At 61.7% G+C, this 20,517-nt stretch carries 18 protein-coding genes; 8 read left to right on the forward strand and 10 right to left on the reverse strand.

Features of this window, described 5'->3' with window-relative positions; genetic code table 11:
- Positions 1 to 117 precede the first annotated feature (117 nt).
- The 3 genes from RV1423_RS15155 to infA form a co-directional block, all read right to left on the reverse strand.
- A complete protein-coding gene (locus tag RV1423_RS15155; protein WP_034298151.1) occupies positions 118 to 330 on the reverse strand; it encodes a cold-shock protein in 213 nt (70 codons plus the stop codon).
- Between the two features lie 229 nt (positions 331 to 559).
- Positions 560 to 871, reverse strand: a complete 312-nt coding sequence (locus RV1423_RS15160) for a hypothetical protein (protein ID WP_231502301.1) — start codon at positions 869 to 871, stop codon at positions 560 to 562.
- 19 nt (positions 872 to 890) lie between these two features.
- The gene (infA, locus tag RV1423_RS15165; RefSeq protein ID WP_007881321.1) at positions 891 to 1,154 is read right to left on the reverse strand and encodes a translation initiation factor IF-1; all 264 of its coding nucleotides are present in this window, start codon (positions 1,152 to 1,154) and stop codon (positions 891 to 893) included.
- Between the two features lie 434 nt (positions 1,155 to 1,588).
- On the opposite strand from infA, the gene RV1423_RS15170 reads away from it, so the two are divergent.
- Positions 1,589 to 1,849 carry a DUF1488 family protein gene (locus tag RV1423_RS15170; RefSeq protein WP_034298325.1) on the forward strand — a complete coding sequence of 87 codons (261 nt, stop codon included), beginning with the start codon at positions 1,589 to 1,591 and terminating at the stop codon, positions 1,847 to 1,849.
- A 237-nt stretch (positions 1,850 to 2,086) separates the two neighbouring features.
- The gene (locus tag RV1423_RS15175) at positions 2,087 to 4,714 is read left to right on the forward strand and encodes a DbpA RNA binding domain-containing protein (RefSeq protein WP_034298156.1); all 2,628 of its coding nucleotides are present in this window, start codon (positions 2,087 to 2,089) and stop codon (positions 4,712 to 4,714) included.
- A 143-nt stretch (positions 4,715 to 4,857) separates the two neighbouring features.
- Here the strand turns inward: RV1423_RS15175 and RV1423_RS15180 are convergent, their stop codons facing one another.
- The 3 genes from RV1423_RS15180 to RV1423_RS15190 form a co-directional block, all read right to left on the reverse strand.
- On the reverse strand, positions 4,858 to 6,162 hold the full coding sequence (locus RV1423_RS15180) for an LLM class flavin-dependent oxidoreductase (protein ID WP_034298158.1): 1,305 nt from the start codon (positions 6,160 to 6,162) through the stop codon (positions 4,858 to 4,860).
- A gap of 18 nt (positions 6,163 to 6,180) precedes the next feature.
- Positions 6,181 to 7,146, reverse strand: coding sequence for a sulfonate ABC transporter substrate-binding protein (locus tag RV1423_RS15185; RefSeq protein WP_034298160.1), 966 nt, complete (start codon positions 7,144 to 7,146; stop codon positions 6,181 to 6,183).
- Positions 7,147 to 7,273: 127 nt separating this feature from the next.
- Positions 7,274 to 7,696 carry a hypothetical protein gene (locus RV1423_RS15190; RefSeq protein WP_034298166.1) on the reverse strand — a complete coding sequence of 141 codons (423 nt, stop codon included), beginning with the start codon at positions 7,694 to 7,696 and terminating at the stop codon, positions 7,274 to 7,276.
- A 149-nt stretch (positions 7,697 to 7,845) separates the two neighbouring features.
- On the opposite strand from RV1423_RS15190, the gene RV1423_RS15195 reads away from it, so the two are divergent.
- From RV1423_RS15195 to RV1423_RS15205, 3 genes are all read left to right on the forward strand, one after another.
- Positions 7,846 to 8,187 carry a zinc ribbon domain-containing protein YjdM gene (locus tag RV1423_RS15195; RefSeq protein WP_034298326.1) on the forward strand — a complete coding sequence of 114 codons (342 nt, stop codon included), beginning with the start codon at positions 7,846 to 7,848 and terminating at the stop codon, positions 8,185 to 8,187.
- Positions 8,188 to 8,202: 15 nt separating this feature from the next.
- Positions 8,203 to 9,249 (forward strand): oxidoreductase, encoded by a 1,047-nt coding sequence (locus tag RV1423_RS15200; protein WP_034298170.1) that lies wholly within the window; start codon positions 8,203 to 8,205, stop codon positions 9,247 to 9,249.
- Between the two features lie 224 nt (positions 9,250 to 9,473).
- Positions 9,474 to 11,018 (forward strand): methyl-accepting chemotaxis protein, encoded by a 1,545-nt coding sequence (locus RV1423_RS15205; RefSeq protein WP_034298173.1) that lies wholly within the window; start codon positions 9,474 to 9,476, stop codon positions 11,016 to 11,018.
- Between the two features lie 78 nt (positions 11,019 to 11,096).
- On the opposite strand, the gene RV1423_RS15210 is transcribed toward RV1423_RS15205, so the two are convergent.
- The 4 genes from RV1423_RS15210 to RV1423_RS29850 all read right to left on the reverse strand — a co-directional run bounded on the left by RV1423_RS15210 (position 11,097) and on the right by RV1423_RS29850 (position 16,566).
- A complete protein-coding gene (locus tag RV1423_RS15210) occupies positions 11,097 to 12,848 on the reverse strand; it encodes a methyl-accepting chemotaxis protein (RefSeq protein WP_081768839.1) in 1,752 nt (583 codons plus the stop codon).
- 259 nt (positions 12,849 to 13,107) lie between these two features.
- The gene (locus tag RV1423_RS15215; protein ID WP_034298176.1) at positions 13,108 to 14,835 is read right to left on the reverse strand and encodes a diguanylate cyclase; all 1,728 of its coding nucleotides are present in this window, start codon (positions 14,833 to 14,835) and stop codon (positions 13,108 to 13,110) included.
- A gap of 43 nt (positions 14,836 to 14,878) precedes the next feature.
- Positions 14,879 to 16,198 carry an ABC transporter substrate-binding protein gene (locus RV1423_RS15220; protein WP_051516699.1) on the reverse strand — a complete coding sequence of 440 codons (1,320 nt, stop codon included), beginning with the start codon at positions 16,196 to 16,198 and terminating at the stop codon, positions 14,879 to 14,881.
- A gap of 44 nt (positions 16,199 to 16,242) precedes the next feature.
- Positions 16,243 to 16,566, reverse strand: a complete 324-nt coding sequence (locus RV1423_RS29850; protein WP_155835117.1) for a hypothetical protein — start codon at positions 16,564 to 16,566, stop codon at positions 16,243 to 16,245.
- Here RV1423_RS29850 and RV1423_RS15225 point away from each other — a divergent pair.
- The 3 genes from RV1423_RS15225 (at position 16,565) to RV1423_RS15235 (ending at position 20,479) form a co-directional block, all read left to right on the forward strand.
- On the forward strand, positions 16,565 to 17,785 hold the full coding sequence (locus tag RV1423_RS15225) for a Bcr/CflA family multidrug efflux MFS transporter (RefSeq protein ID WP_034298180.1): 1,221 nt from the start codon (positions 16,565 to 16,567) through the stop codon (positions 17,783 to 17,785). The two genes, RV1423_RS29850 and RV1423_RS15225, sit on opposite strands and share 2 nt — an antisense overlap.
- 290 nt (positions 17,786 to 18,075) lie before the next feature.
- Positions 18,076 to 18,756, forward strand: a complete 681-nt coding sequence (locus RV1423_RS15230; protein WP_034298182.1) for a FadR/GntR family transcriptional regulator — start codon at positions 18,076 to 18,078, stop codon at positions 18,754 to 18,756.
- Between the two features lie 70 nt (positions 18,757 to 18,826).
- Positions 18,827 to 20,479, forward strand: a complete 1,653-nt coding sequence (locus RV1423_RS15235) for an ABC transporter substrate-binding protein (protein ID WP_034298183.1) — start codon at positions 18,827 to 18,829, stop codon at positions 20,477 to 20,479.
- Positions 20,480 to 20,517: the final 38 nt, after the last annotated feature.

The raw sequence follows: 20,517 nt of genomic DNA on the forward strand, positions 1-20,517 counted from the left end.
TGGTGCCGGGTCCGATCGGCGACGGCCCATGCTATCTGCGTGGTGCCGCCGGCGATGTATCGAATCCGGACTTGAGTGCAGCGGAGACCTCGGCCTCCGCGTCACGACACGCGACGATTAGATCGCGCGAATGTTGGTGGCTTTTTCGCCTTTAGGACCGGTGCCGCGGTCGAAAGAGACGCGCTGGTTTTCGGCCAGGCTCTTGAAACCGTTGGACTGGATGTCCTGAAAATGCGCGAACAGATCGTCGCCGCCTTGATCAGGCGTGATGAAGCCGAAGCCCTTTGCATCGTTGAACCATTTGACTGTGCCGGTTTGACTTGTAGACATGATACTTCCTTGTAAAAAATGAGGGACAACGCCCGAAGCGCACCCAAGACCAAGAAAGATGTAACCGAAGAGAGTCCGACAGAGATGGCCCGCGAACGAGCACAAGGAAGAGAGACCGACAATAACGACGACTTGATGTAAGTGCAGAATTCAATATACAGGCAAAACGCCGGTTTGCCTAAACATATCGAAATTTAATTCGTAACAATTTGAATTTGCGATAATCGCGTCATCGATATCCATAGGTCGGCGCGGGCGTACGCTGCGTGAGCTGGGCGATTGCGCGCTGCAGGCGCTCTTCGCTGCGCTTGGTGCGCGAAGCATTGCCGGAAGTGGTCAGCTCCAGATCCGGGAAGTAAACGCGCACCGACTTGTCCGCGGTGATCAGGTCGAGTCTGTGCGCGTGCTCGTGCGTGAGATCGGCGCCGATGTCCCACACGCACTCGACGATCTGCACACCCTGCGCCTGCGCCAGCGCGACCGCCGTGGCGGAGATCGCAGCGGCGCCGTCGTTGCGATCTATGTGGATGGCGTTCGGCATGATGATGGCGCCGGTCTTATTAATAACGGCGACGCTGTTGCCCGCCGCCGACAGGTCCGCGTTTTTCCAGATGACGGAAAGTGATGCGGCCCTTGCTCAGGTCGTAAGGCGACAACTCCAGCGTGACCTTGTCGCCGGCCAGGATGCGGATGTGATTCTGGCGCATCTTGCCGGAGGTGTAGGCGATCAGTCGATGACCGTTCTCCAGATTGACGCGAAAGCGTGAATCTGGCAGGACTTCTTCAACGAGGCCGTTCATTTCGAGTAGTTCTTCTTTAGCCATAATGGTTTCCAGGTAAGGCGACCGGCAGGCGGGGGGGCTGCTTGCAATACGCTGCAACGGCATCCGCCAGGGATCGCAGAAAAAGAGGCCGGTTGCCGCGCGAACGGACCAGTGCGATTTGCTTTTCGCTCGGAAGCACTGCTTGCACACAGATGCAGGAACACGAAAAGACTTGGCGCCGGATGCACAATGCCGCCGACGGCAGGACGATTACTACAGGACAGGCCGACTGCCTGAAAACCAGAACAACGGGAGACTGGCGCGGCCGGAAAGTGTGGAGACAGGCAATGCTGCTGGCCGGTCCGGGAAAGGGCGGTGCGCCCAACGAGCATCTATTATACCTTGTCGGCGCCAACCCCGCCGGATCGCGGATTTTGTTTGCTATTCGCGGCACTTACGCGCACTATAGAAAATTATTCGACCAGAGGTACGCCATGTCTCAATCTGTGACCGAAACCGAAGCGAAGTTGACCAATGCGGGCGTGGTGTTCTCTGTGTGCGTCGAGTTCGTCAATCGCGAGTGCTTCATTTCCAATGAAGCGCTGATGAAACTGGCCTCGCAAATGTTCACTGCCATCGGACCGATGCAAACCTTCCGCCAACTGGAAGCCAACATCACCGGTGTGGCGCGTCGCCTGGTGCATGCCGGGGTGCAGGGATCTCCGCTGCAACTTACGCCGAACACCTTCCAATAACATCGTCATTCGCTGCACCGGCGCATTGCCGTCTGGCATTGTTTGTCTTGTCGGCAATACTTTCTCCTGTCCGTCCGCTTTGCCGTCGTCGGCGCATCGCCGATGCGAGTATCCGCAATTATGCTGCGTGGTGCGGGCGGGCCTTGCAACTTAACATCGCTGATTGCGTCACAAGCGGGTAAACTGCATCTCCATCCGGCCGCGCCCTGCGGCCCAAAAGAACTCGTGAGTCCCACCATGTCCGAAGCCCCCCTCCCCTTATTTTCCGACCTCCATCTCAGCGAACCGCTGTTGCGCGTGCTGAAGGAACTCGGTTACGAATCGCCGTCGCCGATCCAGGCCGCCACCATTCCCCTGCTGCTGAGCAACCGCGATGTGCTGGGCCAAGCCCAGACCGGCACCGGCAAGACCGCGGCGTTTGCGCTGCCGATCCTGTCGCGCATCGACATCCGCCAGAGCGCGCCGCAGGCGCTGGTGCTGGCGCCGACGCGCGAACTGGCGATCCAGGTGGCCGAAGCTTTCCAGCGCTATGCCACCCACATTCCCGGCTTCCATGTGCTGCCAATCTACGGCGGCCAGAGTTACGGCCCGCAACTGAGCGCCTTGCGCCGCGGGGTACACGTCGTGGTCGGCACGCCCGGTCGCGTGATCGACCATCTGGACAAGGGTTCGCTCGACCTCTCGCAACTGAAGACCATGGTGCTCGACGAAGCCGATGAAATGTTGCGCATGGGCTTCATCGACGACGTCGAATCGATTTTGCAAAAGACTCCGGCAACGCGCCAGACCACGCTGTTTTCGGCCACCATGCCGGCCGTCATCAAACGCATCGCCAAGACGTACCTGCGCGATCCGGCCGAAGTCACCATCGCCGCCAAGACCGGCACCGCCGAAAACATCCGCCAGCGTTACTGGCTGGTCAGCGGCATGCACAAGCTCGACGCGCTCACGCGCATTCTGGAAGTCGAGCCCTTCGACGGCCTGATCATTTTCGTGCGAACCAAGCTCGGCACCGAAGAGCTGGCCGGCAAATTGCAGGCGCGGGGATTTGCCGCCGCCGCCATCAACGGCGACATTCAGCAGCAACAGCGCGAGCGCACCATCCAGCAACTGAAGGATGGCCAGATCGACATCCTGATCGCCACCGACGTCGCCGCGCGCGGCCTCGACGTCGAACGCATCAGCCACGTCATCAACTACGACGTACCCTACGATCCGGAAAGCTACACCCACCGCATCGGCCGCACCGGTCGCGCCGGCCGCAGCGGCGAAGCGATCCTCTTCATCACGCCGCGCGAAAAGAACCTGCTCAAGAGCATCGAGCGTTCCACCCGCCAGCCGATCACCCAGATGACGCTGCCGAGCATCCAAGCCGTCAACGACGTGCGCGTCGCCCGCTTCAAGGAACAGATCGGCGAAACGCTGGCGGCCGGCGACCTTGACGTCTTCCGTTCACTCATCGAAGACTACGAGCGCGAGCAGAACGTCACCGCAGTCGACATTGCCGCCGCCCTTGCCAAGATGGCGCGCGGCGACGTGCCGCTGCTGCTCGACAAGAACCAGCGCGAACCGGAGTTTGCGCGCAGCGACGAGCGCGCGCCGCGTGAACGTCCGGACCGCTCGCCACGCGCCGAACGTGAAGACCGCGGCGAGCGTCCGGCCTTTGCCAAGAAGGAGCGCATCATTCGCGACGCCGATCCAGGCATGCAGACCTTCCGCATCGAAGTCGGCCATCAGCACGGCGTCAAGCCCGGCAACATCGTCGGCGCCATCGCCAATGAAGCCGGCATGGATTCCAAGCACATCGGCCGTATCGAGATCTTCGACGATTACAGCGTGCTCGACCTGCCGGACGATATGCCCGACGATCTGATCGATCATCTGAAATTGGTGCGCGTCGCCGGCCAGCAATTGCAGATCAGTCGCGACGGCGCACGTATCGACGCGGCGCCGCGTGCGGAAAGAAGCGAACGCAAGGAGCGTTCGGAACGCACCGAGCGCACCGAGCGCGAACGCGCACCGGCAAGCCGCGAGCGTCCGGGCAAGGCCGATTTTGCGGCGCACACCACGCAGACCTATCGCATCGAAGTCGGCCATGAGCATGGCGTCAAGCCCGGCAATATCGTCGGCGCGATCGCCAATGAAGCCGGCATGGACGCCAAGCACATCGGTCGCATCGAGATCTTCGACGATCACAGCGTGCTGGATCTCCCGGGCGACATGCCGGACGATTTGCTCCAGCATCTCAAGAAGGTCTGGGTCGCCGGCCAGCAACTGAAGATCAGCCTGACCGACGAGCGGCCGCCGATGCTGCGCGCCGAGCGCGGTCCGCGCAATGACCGCGACGATCGTCCGGCGCGCGCAGAACGCGTTGACCGTACCGAGCGTGCAGAACATGCGCCGGCTGAAGAAGAACCGCGCAAGGCCAAGACCAAGGAGAAGGGCAAGCCGACATTCCAGATGCAGACCTTCCGCATCGAGATCGGCCGTGTCCACGCCGCCACCGCCGCAGGCATCGTCAATGCGATCGCCACCGAAGCAGAACTCGAAGCCAAGCATATCGGCCGCATCGATATTCACGACGACTACAGCACATTGGATCTGCCTGCCGGCATGCCCAAGCCTTTGCTGCATCAGTTGAAGGCAGTGGAAATTGCCGGCCGCAAGATGAACATCAGCATCATCGGTTCAGGCACCGAACATCATGACAAGAACCCGCCAAAAAATGCTACGCCTCCCAAGATCAACAGCAGTGCGCGCGCCGGCCGTCCGGGCGACAAACGTTCGGACAAGCGCGATGCGCGTCCCGACACGCGCGTATCGGGCAAAGCCAAACCGCATCGCAAGGGCGGCAAGTCCGCATAAGTCTCGGGATGGAGCCTGTTCTCGTCTGTCCTGCCGTCGTCCCGGCGAATGCCGGGACCCAGCGTCGTGAAGACGGCCGATACGATGCTGGGTCCTGACGTGTGTCAGCACGACGCTTGTGCCGGTGACGGAACGACATCATCTCAGCGCAAATAGCTGCGCAAGGTATCGCCCCCATAATCGCGCCGGAACTGTTCGCGCCGCTGCAACTCCGGCACCACCAGATCGACGAAATCGTCGAAGCCCTCGGGCAGGTGCACCGGCGTGATCACGAAACCGTCGGCGCCTTGCTGCGCGACGATATGCTCCATCCAGTCGGCAATCTCCGCCGCGGTGCCGGCCACTTGCGGCACCAGCACGCCGCCGGCATACAGCCGTCCGATGTCGGCCAGCGTCAGGCAGCCTTCGCTCGACAACTCCTTCACCAGGCCGAACAAGCCCTGCATCCCCGCCACCTGGATATCGTCGATCGGCGCATCCAGCGCATGCGCCGAAAAATCCACGTTCATGTGGCTGGACAGCGTCGATAAGCCGACGACGGGATCGACCATCGCATTGTGGCGTGCGCGTTTGTCCTCCGCTTCGGCCTTGCTCTTGCCGACGAAGGGCATGACGGCGGTCAGCACCTTGATGTCCTGCGGACGGCGCCCGAATTTCTCCGTGCGGCCCTTGAGGTCCTGGTAGAAACGCTGCATGCGCGCCAGATCAGGCTGGATACCGAACACGACCTCGGCCCAGCGCGCGGCGAAGTCCTGGCCGCGATGCGACGATCCGGCCTGAATGATCACCGGGCCGCCTTGCGGCGAGGCCGGAATATTCAGCGGGCCGCGCACATTGAAATGCGCGCCGTGGTGGTCGATGGGGTTCACGCGATCGGGATCGGCATAGCGTCCGCTGTCCGTTTCCAGCAGCAAGGCCCCGGCGTCCCAGCTCTGCCAAAGTTTGTGTGCGACATCCAGAAACTCGTCGGCGCGGTCGTAGCGTTCGTCATGCCCCAGCGTTTCGCGCAGGCCGAAGTTGTCGGCCTCGCCCTGATTCACCGAGGTCACCACATTCCATGCCGCGCGTCCCGCCGACAAATGGTCCAGCGTGGAGAACTCGCGCGCCAGACTGTAAGGCTGCGAATATGTAGTCGAGCGCGTCGCGCCCAGGCCGATGCGCGAAGTCACTGCGGCAATCGCGCCCAGCACCGGCAACGGGTCCATGCGCGTCGCATCCTGGTCGCCGTGCGCCACGCCGTAGCGATGATCGCCGCCGAAGCGCGTCGACACCGCCAGCCGGTCGGCGAAGAACAGCAAGTCGAACTTGCCGCGCTCCAGCGTCTGCGCGATGCGCCTGTAATAGTCGAGCGTCAGGAAGCCGCCCGGCGTGCTGCGCGGATGGCGCCACAGCACCTGGCTGTGGGCTGCGTTGCCGGCGATCAGGAACGCCGCGAGATGTATCGTCATGGGATGGCCGGAGAAGAATTACAACAACGCTTCGCCGTAGACCTTGTCCTTGACCCGCACCGGATTCTTGATCAGGTTCAGCTTGTAGAACGCCTCGACGATCTGCTGCTGTTCCTGGATGATGCCGGCGTCGATCGGCACCGCAGTGTAATTGCGGCGCTCGGTGGCCAGGCGCAATACCTTGGCGTCGACGCCAAGTTGCGGCGCCAACAGGTCGGCGGTTTCCTGCGGATGGGACTGGGTCCAGTTGTTGGCTTTCTTCAGTTCGACGAACAAGGTGCGAATGATGTTCTTGTTCTGGTCGACGAACTTCGGATTGGCCAGATGGAAGGTGCGGTTGTTCGACAGGCCGGTGCCGTCGCGCAGGATGCGCGGCCGCGTCGAAATTTCCTGGCCGGCCAGGAAGGGATCCCACAAACCGGCGGCGTCGACATTGCCCGACTGGAACGCCGCGCGCACGTCGGCAGCGTTGGACACATACACCGGCACGACATCGTTGTAGCTCAGGCCGACTTCTTCCAGCGCGCGCACCAGCAGGTATTGTACGTTCCAGCCGCGGCCCAGCGCGACCTTCTTTCCTTTCAGTTCCTTGATCGAGCGGATCGGAGAATCCTGCGCGACGAAGATGCCGATGCCTTTCGGATACGGCTGTTCGGCGGCGAGATACACTGCGTTCACGCCCGACGCATTGGCGAACGCTGCCGGCGTATCGGCGGCGTGGCCGAAGTCGATCGCTTCGGCGTTGAGCGCTTCGGTCAACTGCGGACCGGCCGCGAACTCGAACCACTTCACCTTCCAGCCCAGCGGCGCCAGCGCCTTTTCCAGGTTGCCGGTGCCTTTAAGAATGTTGAGCGTGTTGAACTTCTGATAGCCGATGCGCAGCGTGCGCTCTTCGGCGGCGCCGCTCCATCCGGCCGTACCGGCCAACGCTGCTGCTGCCGCCCCTTGCAAAACCAGACGGCGTTTGTGCGATGTTGTTGTCATGTCCTGCCCCGTAGAATGTGTCAAGGCATCAAGACTAAACAAAGCGACGCGATAGCAGAACGAATGCTTTCGATCATGCTTAAGCGATTTTTGTATATATCGAAATTCCCGCGTTGCGCGACTCGCCTCAGGCGTTGCCCAGCATGTCGTGAGCGTTGAGGATGGCGTAGGCGATTTCCGGTTTGTTTTCCAGGCACTTGCGGATTGCGGCGGGGACTGTCTGGCGTGTTTTTTTGCACAAGCCGGGGCGGTCTTCGAGCAGAATGACGAAGCCGCGCACGGTGCGCACTTCACGCGGACTCGGCGTGATGCGCAAGACCACGCCAAGCTGTTGGTACAGCAGGCCGGCGACATGCTGCAGGTCGTCGTAGCTGGATATCTTGCCGATGCGTTCGATCAGCCGCCGTTCCTGTTCCTGCGTCAGCGTCAGCACGCGCAGGTCGATATCGGCGTTGGCGCCGACGCCGGCAAGCAGGCTTTCGCGATCGCAAACGCACGCGCCCGGAGGACACTCCTTGCGGATGGGAATATCGGAAAGCGGGTGCTGCATGCCAACTCCTGCCGGGATTTCAACGTTAATGAGTTCTAGTATAGCGGCATGCCCCGGACGCGGCAGCCGGCGGCACATGGCCGGGGTTGTATACTATGCGTTCCGCGACGCGCATCCGGCGCTGTTGCAGCCTCATCACGGAAACCATCATGAGCACCTTGCCACGCTGTCCCCAATGCAATTCCGAATTCACTTACGAAGACGGCAACCTCTACATTTGTCCCGAATGCGCCCATGAATGGTCGGCGCAAGCCGCCGAGTCCGTCGAAGAAAGCGCCAAGGTTTGGCGCGACGCCGCCGGCAACATCCTGCAGGACGGCGACACCGTCACCGTGATCAAGGATCTCAAGCTCAAGGGCGGCGGCGGGGTCGTCAAGATCGGCACCAAGGTCAAGAACATCCGCCTGGTCGAGGGCGACCACGACATCGATTGCAAGATCGACGGTTTCGGCGCAATGGGATTGAAGACCGAATTCGTCAAGAAAATCTGAATCAGGAGCGGGGCCATGTCCGACGCATTGAAGCTGGGTTTGATAGGTTACGGTTTTGCCGGGGCCACGTTCCATGCGCCGGTCATCGCGTATAGCGGCCGCGCCGAGCTTGCCGCGATTGCAACATCGCAGGCCGGTCGCGCCGGCGCCGATTTTCCAGGCGCCGCCATCGTTCCCGATATCGATGCCTTGCTCGCGCGCGGCGACATCGGCTGCATCGTCGTCGCCACGCCCAACGACACCCACTTCGATCTTGCCCGCCGGGTGCTCGAGGCCGGCAAACATGTGGTGGTCGACAAACCGGTCACCTTGTCCGGCGCCGACGCCAAAATACTGGCTGATCTGGCGTCGCAGGGCGGCTTGTTGTTCGCGCCGTTCCACAATCGGCGCTGGGACGGCGACTTCATGACGCTGCGCGGCCTGATCGCCGAAGGCCGTCTGGGACGCGTCACCCACTACGAATCGCATTTCGACCGTTTCCGTCCGGTCATCCCGCAACGCTGGCGCGAAGAAGCGGCGCATGGCGGCGGCTTGTTGTTCGATCTCGGCCCACACCTGATCGACCAGGCGCTGGCGTTGTTCGGCGCGCCGCTGTCGGTGTCGGCCACGCTCAGGCAGCAACGCGACCGCGCCGAGGTGCCGGATTACGTGCACCTGCAATTGCAATACGCCGACAAGGAAGTGATTCTTCATGCAAGCGCGCTGACCGCATTGCCGCCGCCGCGCTTTACCGTGCACGGCACGCGCGGCAGTTATGTGATCAACGGCCTGGATGTGCAGGAAGACCAGTTGAAGGCCGGGCTGCGTCCCGGCGGCGCCGGTTTCGGCAAGAATCCTCCCGGCCTGCTGCGCCAAGCCGACGGCGAGCACGACACGCAAGGCGAGCTCGCCTCACTTGACGGCGACTATGCCGGATTCTATCGCGCGCTGGCGGATACGCTGTTGGACGGCAAACCTTTCCCCGTGTCGGCGCAGGATGCCGTCGACGTCATGACCATTATCGATCTGGCGATCGGCAGCGACGAGCAAGGCATGCGCCTGCCGTTTGTGCGCTTGCGCTGAAAGGCGGCGACGAAGCCGGTATTGCTTCTCCTGTAAAAATCGCATTGCCGGCGCTGCATCCCGGCGTCTCCATCGGCTGTTTCATGTTGCATGGCAGTACTGTTGCTTTCGCCGCAAGTTCTATTTGCGCTGTCCATAAAACGCGGTACTCTGTATCAAGCTCACGGGCAACCCGGAGTGGAGGCAGACAATCATAACGATAGCGAACGAGGGACGACAGCATCATGAAACAACTTTCCAATATACGGATTTCCAGCCGCCTGATTTTCGGTTTTGCCATTGTATTGATATTGGCGATCATTTCCACGGGGATGGGACTGATCAACGCCAAGCGCAACTCCGACGCCACGCGCGCCATGATGGAGTTGCCGCTGGCCAAGGAACGGCTGGTGGCGGACTGGTTCGTGCTGACGTATTCGGCAATCGCGCGCACGTCGATGATCGCGCGCAGCTCCGACGCCAACCTGTCGGAGACCTTCAAAGAGGTGATCGCCGCCAGCGTGGTGTCGGGCAGCGCGATCATCAAGAAGCTTGAACCGCTGTTGAGCACGGAAGACGAAAAAGCCCTGTTCAAGGAAATCATCGCCGCGCGCAACAAATACCAGGCGGCCAAGGAACTGGTCATGAATTCGCGCAAGGCAGGCGATGCCGCCGCCTCCGAAAAAGCATACAAGGATGCCTTCGATCCGGCGGCCAAAGCGTATTCCGACAAGGTGCATGCGTTGCTCGACATGCAGCGCAACGCCATCGACAGCATGGCCGCCGACATCAACAGGACCAATACGCGCGGCATGCAGTTGATGATGTTGCTGGGTGTGCTGCTGGTCGGCATCAGTGTGATTGCGGTGCTGATCATTTCGCGCAGCATCACCGCGCCGCTCAAGCGCGCGCTGGAAGTTGCCAGGATGGTCGCGGCCGGCGACCTCACCGCCAATATCCAGAAGCAGGGCAAGGACGAGATCGCTGAACTGATGCAAGCGCTGGAAGAGATGAATACGGCATTGCGCAAGATCGTGTCCGAGGTGCAGACCGGGACCGAATCGATCACCACCGCAGCCAATGAAATCGCGTCGGGCAATTTCGACCTGTCGTCGCGCACCGAGCAGCAAGCCGGGTCGCTGGAAGAGACCGCCGCCTCCATCGAACAATTGACCTCCACCGTCAAACAGAATGCCGAGAACGCGCGCCAGGCCAACCAGTTGGCGCAGAACGCTTCCGACGTTGCAGTCAAAGGCAGCGGCGTGGTGGCGCAAGTGGTCGACACCATGGGCGCGATCAACGAGTCGTCGAACAAGATCGTCGACATCATCAGCGTGATCGACGGCATCGCTTTCCAGACCAACATCCTGGCGCTGAACGCGGCGGTGGAAGCTGCGCGTGCCGGCGAGCAGGGGCGCGGTTTCGCGGTGGTGGCATCCGAAGTGCGCAGCCTGGCGCAACGCAGCGCTTCCGCCGCCAAGGAAATCAAGGCGCTCATCGACGACTCGGTGGTGAAAGTCGGTTCCGGCAGCAGGTTGGTGGAACAGGCCGGCGTCACCATGAGCGAGATGGTCGACAGCGTCAAGCGCGTGACCGCGATCATGGCCGAAATCGCCACCGCCAGCCAGGAACAGAGCGCCGGTATCGAGCAGATCAACCAGGCCGTGACCGAGATGGACAACACTACGCAGCAAAACGCCGCGCTGGTCGAGCAGGCCGCCGCCACATCGGAATTGTTGCAGGCCCAGGCCGGCAAGCTGGCCGATGCGGGGCGGCAGTTCAAACTGTGATGGGCCTGACGACCTCATAGCATGAAAAGAAACGGGCGCCTCATCAGGCGCCCGTTGCTCATTTCAGCATGCTTTTTCTCAGAAGGTTTCCCATTCTTCCGAACCGTTATCGGCATCGGCAGGCGCTTTTTTATGTGATGGCGTTTGTGTCTGCGGCGCGGCAATTGCCATGGCCGGCCTGGACGGCGCACGCGCTTTTGCCGCCGGCAGCGCGGCAGCCCGTGCCGCTGCGATGACCGGACGCGGTTGCGGCGCGATGGTCTTCATCGGCGCCGCCGGCATCATGCCATCGTTGTCCAGTCTGAATACGCTGACCACCTGCGCCAGCCGTGCAGCCTGTTCCTGGAGCGAGCCCGCTGCCGCTGCTGCCTGTTCGACCAGCGCAGCGTTTTGTTGGGTCACCTGATCCATTTGCGTGATCGCACGATTGACCTCGCCGATGCCGGTGCTCTGTTCTTGCGTGGCGGCGCTGATCTCGGCGACGATGTCGCTGACACGCTTGACGCTGCTGACCACTTCGGTCATGGTCTTGCCGGCCTGTTCCACCAGTCGCGTGCCTGAGTCGACTTTGTCGACCGAGTCGCCGATGAGCGTCTTGATTTCCTTGGCGGCGGAAGCGCTGCGTTGCGCCAGGTTGCGCACTTCGGATGCCACTACCGCGAAACCGCGCCCCTGCTCGCCGGCACGCGCTGCTTCCACCGCCGCGTTCAGCGCCAGGATGTTGGTCTGGAAAGCGATGCCGTCGATCACGCTGATGATGTCGACAATGCGGCGCGAGGATTCATTGATCGCGCCCATGGTGTCGACTACCTTGCCGACCACGGCGCCGCCTTGCACGGCGACATCCGATGCCGACAACGCCAACTGGTTGGCTTCGCGCGCGTTGTCCGCGTTCTGCCTGACGGTGGAGGTCAATTGTTCGATGGCGGACGCGGTCTCTTCCAGCGATCCGGCCTGCTGTTCGGTGCGCGACGACAGGTCGAGATTGCCGGTGGCGATTTCGGACGAGGCGGTGGCGATGGTGTCGGCGCCGGTGCGCACTTCGCGCACGGTTTTCAGCAAGTTTTGCGTCATGTCGTGCAAGCCTTGCAGCAACTGGCCCACTTCATCCTTGCGATCGACCACGACGGGCTTGCTGAGATCGCCGGCGGCAACCGCCGCCGTTGCCTGCACGGCGCGCTGCAGCGGACGCGTGATGCCGTCGGACAAGCGCCAGGAAGCGATGATGCCCACCAGCAGCGCAATCACACCGACCGCGATCAGGATGGTGCGGCCCGAGCGGTATTGTGCATCGACCGTGGCGGCGCCGAGATTGATGACGTCTCTTTGGTGCGAAGCGACCGCATTGACGCGCACCGTGTATTCCTTCATCGCCGGTATCAGTTCGCTGTCGAGGGCGGCCAGCGCGCCGGCTTCATCGCCGCTTTCCTTCATTTTGAATACCTTGTTGCGCAAATCGTTGTAGACCTTGCGCTGCGCCAGCAACGCATTGAATATTTTTCGTCCTTCGTCGGACCTGACCAGTTCATCCAGTTGTTTCTGGATGGCGCTGGTGCGGTCGACCGTGCCGGCCACCTGATCCTTGAAATATTTCTGATGGTCGGGATTGTTGCTCTTGATGAGCGCAACCGTGCGCACGCCATTGGCATCGATGTTGGCGGCCCATTCGGAGGCCAGGCGTTCTTTCAGCAAATCCTGGCTGATCATGTTCGCGGTGCGGCCGCCGATATCCTGCAAACGCCACACGCCGATGATCGTCATCAATACCAGCAGGGACAGCACCAATGCAAAGCCGAGGCCCAGGCGCGAGCCAATGCGCATATTTTTCATATTGTTCTTCTTTCGTCTCTCAAATGTTTTGTCGTTCCTGCCTGTAGGGGGAGGAGGTGCAAGGCAGAATTGCATGGTAGTCCCGCGGCAGCGCGCGCCATCTTGCGAAAAGGCCGGTAAACCATGCCCAGTTGAGGATAGCGGTGGTACTACATCACCGCGATGTAGTATTTTCTTGCCAGGAAAATACTCATTGCCGGTCTGGCGTTGCGGCCCGGCTCCTAAATGTTGTTCAACAGGCTAGTCTGCTGAACAACGTTTATTCCGCTTGTTCATCCGCGAGGCCTTGCAACGCGTTGAGCACGACACGATTACGTCCCTGCGATTTGGCGCGATACAAGGCGACGTCGGCCATGCGCAACAGCGTGTCGGTGTTCATGGCGTCGTCAACCACGAGGGCGGTGATGCCGATGCTGCAGGTGACGTGGCCGAAGGGCGAATCTTCGTGAGGTATCTGCAAGGCTTCGACGGCGGCGCGGATGTTCTCGCCAAGCAGCATGGCGTTGGCGCTGTCGCCCTCGGCGACGATGACGGCGAATTCTTCGCCGCCGTAGCGTGCCGCCAGGTCGGTGGCGCGGCGTGAGCTGGTGCGCAACACTTGCGCGATCGTGCGCAGGCAATCGTCGCCGGCCAGATGGCCGTAGCGGTCGTTGTAGTTCTTGAAAAAATCCACGTCCAGCATCATCAACGCCAGCGACTTCTGCGTGCGTACGGCGCGCCGCAGTTCGCCGCTCAGCGCCTCGTCGAAACGGCGTCGGTTAGCGATGCCGGTCAGGCTGTCGGTCGCACTCAAGGTTTCCAGTTTGCGGTTGGCCTGTTCCAGTTCGTGCGTGCGCTCGGCCACCAATTCTTCCAACTGTTCATTGTGCTGATGCACCTTGCTGGCCATTTCGTTGAAACGCCGCGACAGCACGGCAATTTCATCCTTGCCTTCGTAATCCATGCGGATCAGGTAATTGCCGGTCTTGGTGGCTTTCATCACGCCAACCAGTTGCTTGAGCGGCAGCGAAATGCTGCGCGCGATAATGAACGACAGCACCAATGCGAGGATGAAGCAGAGCACGCCGATCAGGATGATCTTGTTCCTGATCGAGCGTACTTCCGCATTGACACCGTCGAGCGGCGTGACGTTGACCACCATCCAGGTGGTGTGCGGCACCGGCGCATAGGCCGCGAGTTGTTTCTTGCGATTGCGATCGCGGTAGGCGATGAAATTGCCGTTGCCGCCGGTGATGTTGTTCGCCATTGCCTCGACCAGGGCAGTCTCGACGGTATCGCCGCTATCGCCGCCGCTGACGATGACGTGGCCGTCGCGGCTGTCGATTACCAGCATGCGCGAGCCGTAACCGAGATCGACCGATTCGAAGATACGCGAGAAGTGGCTGGGCCGGAGTCCGATGAATAGCGTGCCCGCCAGGCGATTGTTGCCCTTGAACAGGATGTCGCGCAGCATCACCACGCTCTTCTGCCCGGTCGCGGTGCTGTATATGCTCCAGTAGGGGCGGCCCTGCATGTCGGGCGCGCGGTCGGCAAAGCGCGCCACGTCGTCGCCCAGTTGTGCGAACACTTGCGAATCCATGATCTTGTGGCGGCGGTCGAGCAAGTACTTCTGATTGACGTATTCGAAAGAGCCGTAATTCTCCAGCAGCAGCCGGATGATCTCGGCATGGCCGGCGGCGCGTTCCGCTGCGCTCTTGCTGTAATAGGCCGTCAGCGCATTTTGCATGCGTTCGGAGATCGCCAGTTCTTCGCTGGAGGATTCGATTTTCTCGATCTGCTGCAGCATGTTCTGTGCAACCTGCTTGACGACTTCGCCGGCGAAGATACGGACTTTCTCCTGTGAAGCATTGTTCGATTCGCGGTAAGCGATGACGCCGGCGATCAGCAAGGGCAGCAGCGACACCAGGATGAAAGAATTGATCAGCCGATAGCGGATCTCGATCCGGCGCAGCAGCTTCAGCGACAGGAAATCCAGCATCTTCTTCATGCGGCAGCGTACTTCGGCAAATGGGCAGGCGTGGTCGGCATCGCTATTTGTTCTCCGTCCTGGCCTCGTGGCGGATCGACGCGTTCAGCGCCAGCGCCGCCTGGCGCGGCGTTTTCTTGCCGAACAGGACATCCTGCAGCAGCGGATGCAGCAGGGCGATGGTATTGGTCGGCAGGTAGGAATAGTAAGGTCCGGCCGTGACCGGCGCCTGGCTTGCGCGCTGCACATAGTCGATGATCTGCGGATCGCTGGCGGACTTGCCGGGAACCAGTTTGAGCGGAGCGATGTTCTGGCGCTTGTTTTGCTGGATGGTGAAGCCTTTGCCGTAAATGAATTCGAGGAATTGCAGCGCCGCTTTCTTGTTGCGCGTCTCGCAGACGGCGAAGCCGGTTTCGCTGCCGATCACCGGCACGATGGTTTCCCCCGGCGCATTCCACGGCGGCATGAAGACGCCGGTGCTGAAATCCTTGCCATGCATCAAAGCGCCCGCCGACCAGGTGCCTTCGAAGGCCATCGCCGCCCTGCCTTCAGTAAACAAGTGGATGCCTTCGTCGTAGCTGGTGTTCATGTAGTCGCGCTGCAGATAACCTTTGTCGGCGATCAGCTTGATCTTGGCGAAGATGTCGACCGCTGCGCCGGTCTTCAGGTCCAGGCTGCCGTCGGCGATGCGCGCCTTCCAGTCGGCCGGGTGGCGCGTCACGATATTGTTGGCGAAGCCGAAGCTGAACGGGCCGTTGGCCAGCGTATTGGGAAAGGCGCCGGTCCAGACCATCGGCGTGAAGCCGGCTTTCCTGAGTGCAGCGCACGCCGCCAGGAATTCCTCGAAGTTGGCCGGCAGGGTCGCGATCCCCGCTTGCCGGAACATCTCCTTGTTGTAATAGACCAGCGTCGCCGCCACGCCGCCGGAGATGCCGTAGCGTTTTGCGTGCCGGCTGGTCCAGTCGGGCTTGAGCAACTCCAGCATGTTGTTCCAGGCCGCGGTGTCGCCGACGTCGGCCAGGATGCCCTGGTCGGCTAGTTCGGCGCTGTAGGCGTTCGGATTGACCGAGACCAGATCGGGCAGATTGCGCGTGGCGATCTTGGGTTTGAGGTTTTCCTCCACCGAGTTGCCGATCATGAATTGCACGTCGACCGTGATGTCGGGATGCTCGCGATGAAATTCATCGGCGATCCTGTGCATCTCCTGCGGCCAGTCCGGCGCCCATACCAGCGCGGTCAGACGGGTACGCGCAACGGCAGGCGTCGCGGGCGAAAAACTGTTCCCGGTGTCCTGGTCGCAGGCCGCAAGCAGGCAGGACAGCAAACCGGAAAACAGCAGGAAAACGGCGCGACCGGCGGTTCTTTTTATTCTTGCATCACCCATGAGTCTTCTTGAAACTTCCCCCGATATGATTATCAAAAAACATTCTAGGTAGTACGAAAACGCACGGCCAGCGCGGTTTTGCCGCGACCTGGCACTTGCGACCAGTGTGCCACCTTTTCGCCGCATTGCTGCTCGAATGTTGAGCGATCAGCAAAAAATTTCTTGCGAGGATGTAACTGCAGCATGCAATGCAGCATTGACAACATCGGCCATTGTGTCCCCGTGCAATGGGGCGCTGAAGCTTTCCGGGCCAGACGGTATAATGCCAATGCGCGACCTCCTGCGCGCAACGCATTCCCCCTCTCATTGCCCTGACCGTCTCTCGCATGCCGCATGCCGGTGAGAAGCGGCTTTTTGTCTCTCTTCATGCATACAAATTCTTCTTTACACGACAAGCGTCTCCTGCCCGGCTGGCTGATCCTGATGGCGGCCTTGACGGCCATGGGCGCGTTGTCGATCGACATGTACCTGCCCAGTTTTTCCTTCATCGCCAAGGACCTGGGCGTCGGCAGCAACACGGTGCAACTGACGCTGTCGACTTTCCTGATCGGACTGGCGCTGGGACAGATGTTCTACGGCCCCATCAGCGATCGCTTCGGCCGCAAGCCGCCGCTGTACTTCGGCATCTGCCTGTATGTGCTGTCGTCGCTGGGCTGCGTGCTGGCGCCGAACATCGAGACGCTGCTGGTGCTGCGTCTGTTCCAGGGCCTGGGCGGCAGCTCCGGCATGATGATCCCGCGCGCCGTGGTGCGCGACAAGATGGGCGCGGAAGGCGCCGCCCGGGCGTTCTCGATGCTGATGCTGGTGTTCGGCCTGGCGCCCATCCTCGCGCCTTTCATCGGCGGTCTGCTGCTGACCTTTTCGACTTGGCGCGCGATCTTCGTGACCTTGACCGCTTTCGGCGCGATCTGCCTGATCTTCACCTATCGCGTGATGGAAGAGACGCTGGACCAGACGCATGTGGTGCCGCTGCACCTGGGCCGGGTGCTGCGCCAGTACGTCGATTTACTGCGGCATCGCCAGTTCATGGCCTACGTCATGTGCGGCGGCCTGATCCAGGCGGGCTTGTTCGCCTACATTTCCGGCGGTCCATTCGTGCTGATCGAACTGCACGGCATCAAGCCGCAGAATTTCGGCTTCGTGTTCGGCGCCAACGCCATCGGCCTGATCGCCTGTTCGCAGATCAATGCGCGCCTGGTGATCAAACGCAGCGCCGACCGCGTGCTCGGCAAGATCATCTGGGTGCCGGCCATCCTGACCACCGCGGTTGCGGTCCTGGTCGCCTGCGGTTTTGAAAGCCTGCCGTTGCTGCTGGTCGGTTTCTTCGGCTTCCTGTCCTGTCACGGCTTTGTCGGTCCCAACGCCTCGGCCATCGCGCTGGCGCAGCAAGGCAAGCAGGCCGGCACGGCGGCGGCGCTGATGGGCACCCTGCAATTCGGCACCGGCATGCTGTCCGGCGTCGTGATGGGGCTGTGGCACGACGGCACCGCATTGCCGCTGGTGACCGTGATGGCGGTCTGCGGTGTCGCCGCGCTGCTGCTGTATCGCTACGTCGCGCGCCACACGACGCAGCCGCGCCAAGCCTGATCGTCACTGGTTGGCATTTTCGGCGCCCAGTTCCATGCGCCTCTTCTTATTTTTTCTTTCATCGGCCCGTGCGCGCGTGCACGTTTACGCGGCACGGGCTTGCATGAAATTTGTGCGGCGTCTTTTTTCGGCGCATTGTTTTCATCCCCGCAGCCTCGCTCCATGCGCTTGCCGATGCCCGCCTTCTCCCTGATTCTTTCTCGGTAAGCGTCGCTATTCCGGGTAGGTGGCATGTCAATTGCTATGTCCTCTCTTGCGGTCTGACCAGTCAGACCAAAAAGGGGAAACCGATGAGCATGCCCAATATCGCCGCGCAGACTTTGCAGCGCCAGATCCTGTCCGGGGCCTACAAGACCGGACAGATGCTGCCGGGCCAGCGCGATCTCGCCGAGTTGATGGGCATCAGCCGCGCCTCCCTGCGCGAAGCCTTGTCGATGCTGGAAGCGCTGGGTTTCATCCGCTCCATGCCGGGCAAGGGCACGCTGGTCACCTCGGGCCGCGCCGCGGCCGGAAACGCCGCGACCGCATCGACGGCGCCGTCCTCCGCCGAGCTGCAATCCACGTTCCAATTGCGCTACGTATTCGAACCGTCCGCCGCGGCGCTGGCTGCGCGCGTGGTCGATGCACATGCCACGCCGCGCCTGTGGGGCGTGCAGGCGCGCTTTGAAGATGCGCTCAAGATCGTCGACCTGGTCAGCGCTTCGCAGGCCGATCTTGAGTTCCACCAGTTGATCGCCGAGCTGTCCGGCAATGCCGGCCTGCTGCAAATCGCGCGGGATTTTGAAACCCGCATCAGCCACAGCCTGCGGTTGCCGTTCGCCGATCATTCCCGCATCTGGGAACCGGCGGAAGAACATCGCGTCATCGCCGCCGCCATGTCGGCCGGCGACGCCACCGGCGCGCGCACGGCGATGCAGACGCACCTGCTGCGCACCGCGGCGCGCGCCGGCATCGAATTTCTCCAGCCATGATTGCTTTGCCCGACTCAGTAAGAACTCTCAACAACATTTCTTCGCCGTTCTCATCAAAGGAAGCATCGACATGAAACTGACCAAACCAAGCGTTCTCACCCTGGCCTGTACGCTGGCCTTCGGCCTCTTGGCCGGCGCCGGCGCGCACGCGGAAAAAGTATTGCGCATCGCCATGACCGCCGGCGATATTCCGCGCACGCTGGGCCAGCCCGACCAGGGCTTCGAGGGTAATCGCTTCACCGGCATCCCGATGTACGACAGCCTGACGCAATGGGATTTGAGCAAGGCCGACAAGGCCAGCGAACTGATTCCCGATCTGGCCGTGTCGTGGGCGGTCGACGCCAAGGACAAGACCAAATGGATCTTCAAGCTGCGTCCCGGCGTCAAGTTCCATGACGGTTCCGCCTTCAACGCCGACGCCGTGGTGTGGAACGTCGCCAAGGTGCTCGACAAGGACGCGCCCAACTTCGATCCGAGCCAGGTCGGTGTGACCGCCTCGCGCATGCCGACGCTGCGGTCGGCGAAAAAGATCGACGACCTCACGGTCGAGCTGACGACCTCCGAGCCCGATTCCTTCCTGCCGATCAACCTGACCAACCTGTTCATGGCATCGCCGCTGCAATGGGCCAAGAAGCTGGCCGCCGTGCCCGCGTCGGTAACCGACAAGGCCGAGCGCTCCAAACAGGCCTGGGCCGCGTTCGCCGCCGACGCCTCCGGCACCGGTCCGTTCAAGATGACCAAGTTCGTCGCGCGCGAGCGCCTGGAGCTGGCCAAGAATCCGGAATACTGGGATGCCAAGCGCCGCCCGCATATCGACAAGGTGGTGATGCTGCCGCTGCCGGAAGCCAATTCGCGCACTGCCGCGCTGCTGTCCGGCCAGGTCGACTGGATCGAAGCGCCGGCGCCCGATGCGCTTGACACCATCAAGGCGCGCGGCTTCAAGATTTATTCCAACCCGCAGCCGCACGTGTGGCCGTGGCAGCTTTCCTTCGTGCCCGGTTCGCCTTGGCTGGACAAGCGCGTGCGCTACGCCGCCAACCTGTGCGTCAATCGTCCGGCGATGAAGCAATTGCTGGGCGGCCTGATGGGCGAAGCCACCGGCACCGTCGAACCCGGCCATCCATGGCGCGGCAACCCCAGCTTCCACATCAAGTACGACCCGGACGGCGCGCGCAAGCTGATGACCGAAGCCGGCTATTCGGCCGCCAAGCCGCTCAAGGTGAAGGTGCAGATTTCGGCGTCCGGCTCCGGCCAGATGCAGCCGCTGCCGATGAACGAGTTCATGCAGCAGAATCTGAAAGCCTGCTTCTTCGACGTGCAGTTCGACGTGATCGAGTGGAACACGCTGTACACCAACTGGCGCATCGGCGCCAAGGACCCGAGCGCGCACGGATCGGATGCGGTCAACATCAGCTTCGCGGCGATGGATCCGTTCTTTGCGATGGTGCGTTTCGTCAGCTCCAAGGCAGCGCCGCCGGTGTCGAACAACTGGGGCTTCTACAGCAATCCCGAGGTCGACGCCCTGATCGCCAAGGCGCGCACCACCTTCGACGCCAAACAGCGCGATGCCCTGCTGGCGCAATTGCACGCCAGGATCGTCGACGAAGCGCCGTTCGTCTGGGTGGCGCACGACACCGGCCCGCGCGCCATCTCCGCCAAGGTCAAGGGCGTGGTGCAGCCGCAAAGCTGGTTCATCGACATCGCCACGATGACGATGGACTGATGCCGCAGGCTTGATGCGAACCATGCCGCCGGGGTTGC

The organism is Herbaspirillum sp. RV1423 (assembly GCF_000577615.1).
Taxonomy (GTDB): Bacteria; Pseudomonadota; Gammaproteobacteria; order Burkholderiales; family Burkholderiaceae_D; genus Herbaspirillum.

Excerpts from the sequence above, each read along its gene's own strand:
- RV1423_RS15220 (WP_051516699.1), bottom strand. The coding sequence starts at position 16,198 with ATGGGTGATGCAAGAATAAAAAGAACCGCCGGTCGCGCCGTTTTCCTG.
- RV1423_RS15215 (WP_034298176.1), bottom strand. The coding sequence starts at position 14,835 with ATGAAGAAGATGCTGGATTTCCTGTCGCTGAAGCTGCTGCGCCGGATC.
- RV1423_RS15185 (WP_034298160.1), bottom strand. The coding sequence starts at position 7,146 with ATGACAACAACATCGCACAAACGCCGTCTGGTTTTGCAAGGGGCGGCA.
- RV1423_RS15225 (WP_034298180.1), top strand. The coding sequence starts at position 16,565 with ATGCATACAAATTCTTCTTTACACGACAAGCGTCTCCTGCCCGGCTGG.
- RV1423_RS15170 (WP_034298325.1), top strand. The coding sequence starts at position 1,589 with ATGTCTCAATCTGTGACCGAAACCGAAGCGAAGTTGACCAATGCGGGC.
- RV1423_RS15160 (WP_231502301.1), bottom strand. The coding sequence starts at position 871 with ATGCCGAACGCCATCCACATAGATCGCAACGACGGCGCCGCTGCGATC.
- RV1423_RS15175 (WP_034298156.1), top strand. The coding sequence starts at position 2,087 with ATGTCCGAAGCCCCCCTCCCCTTATTTTCCGACCTCCATCTCAGCGAA.
- RV1423_RS15190 (WP_034298166.1), bottom strand. The coding sequence starts at position 7,696 with ATGCAGCACCCGCTTTCCGATATTCCCATCCGCAAGGAGTGTCCTCCG.
- RV1423_RS15180 (WP_034298158.1), bottom strand. The coding sequence starts at position 6,162 with ATGACGATACATCTCGCGGCGTTCCTGATCGCCGGCAACGCAGCCCAC.
- RV1423_RS15235 (WP_034298183.1), top strand. The coding sequence starts at position 18,827 with ATGAAACTGACCAAACCAAGCGTTCTCACCCTGGCCTGTACGCTGGCC.
- RV1423_RS15155 (WP_034298151.1), bottom strand. The coding sequence starts at position 330 with ATGTCTACAAGTCAAACCGGCACAGTCAAATGGTTCAACGATGCAAAG.
- RV1423_RS15205 (WP_034298173.1), top strand. The coding sequence starts at position 9,474 with ATGAAACAACTTTCCAATATACGGATTTCCAGCCGCCTGATTTTCGGT.
- RV1423_RS15200 (WP_034298170.1), top strand. The coding sequence starts at position 8,203 with ATGTCCGACGCATTGAAGCTGGGTTTGATAGGTTACGGTTTTGCCGGG.
- infA (WP_007881321.1), bottom strand. The coding sequence starts at position 1,154 with ATGGCTAAAGAAGAACTACTCGAAATGAACGGCCTCGTTGAAGAAGTC.
- RV1423_RS29850 (WP_155835117.1), bottom strand. The coding sequence starts at position 16,566 with ATGAAGAGAGACAAAAAGCCGCTTCTCACCGGCATGCGGCATGCGAGA.
- RV1423_RS15230 (WP_034298182.1), top strand. The coding sequence starts at position 18,076 with ATGAGCATGCCCAATATCGCCGCGCAGACTTTGCAGCGCCAGATCCTG.
- RV1423_RS15195 (WP_034298326.1), top strand. The coding sequence starts at position 7,846 with ATGAGCACCTTGCCACGCTGTCCCCAATGCAATTCCGAATTCACTTAC.
- RV1423_RS15210 (WP_081768839.1), bottom strand. The coding sequence starts at position 12,848 with ATGAAAAATATGCGCATTGGCTCGCGCCTGGGCCTCGGCTTTGCATTG.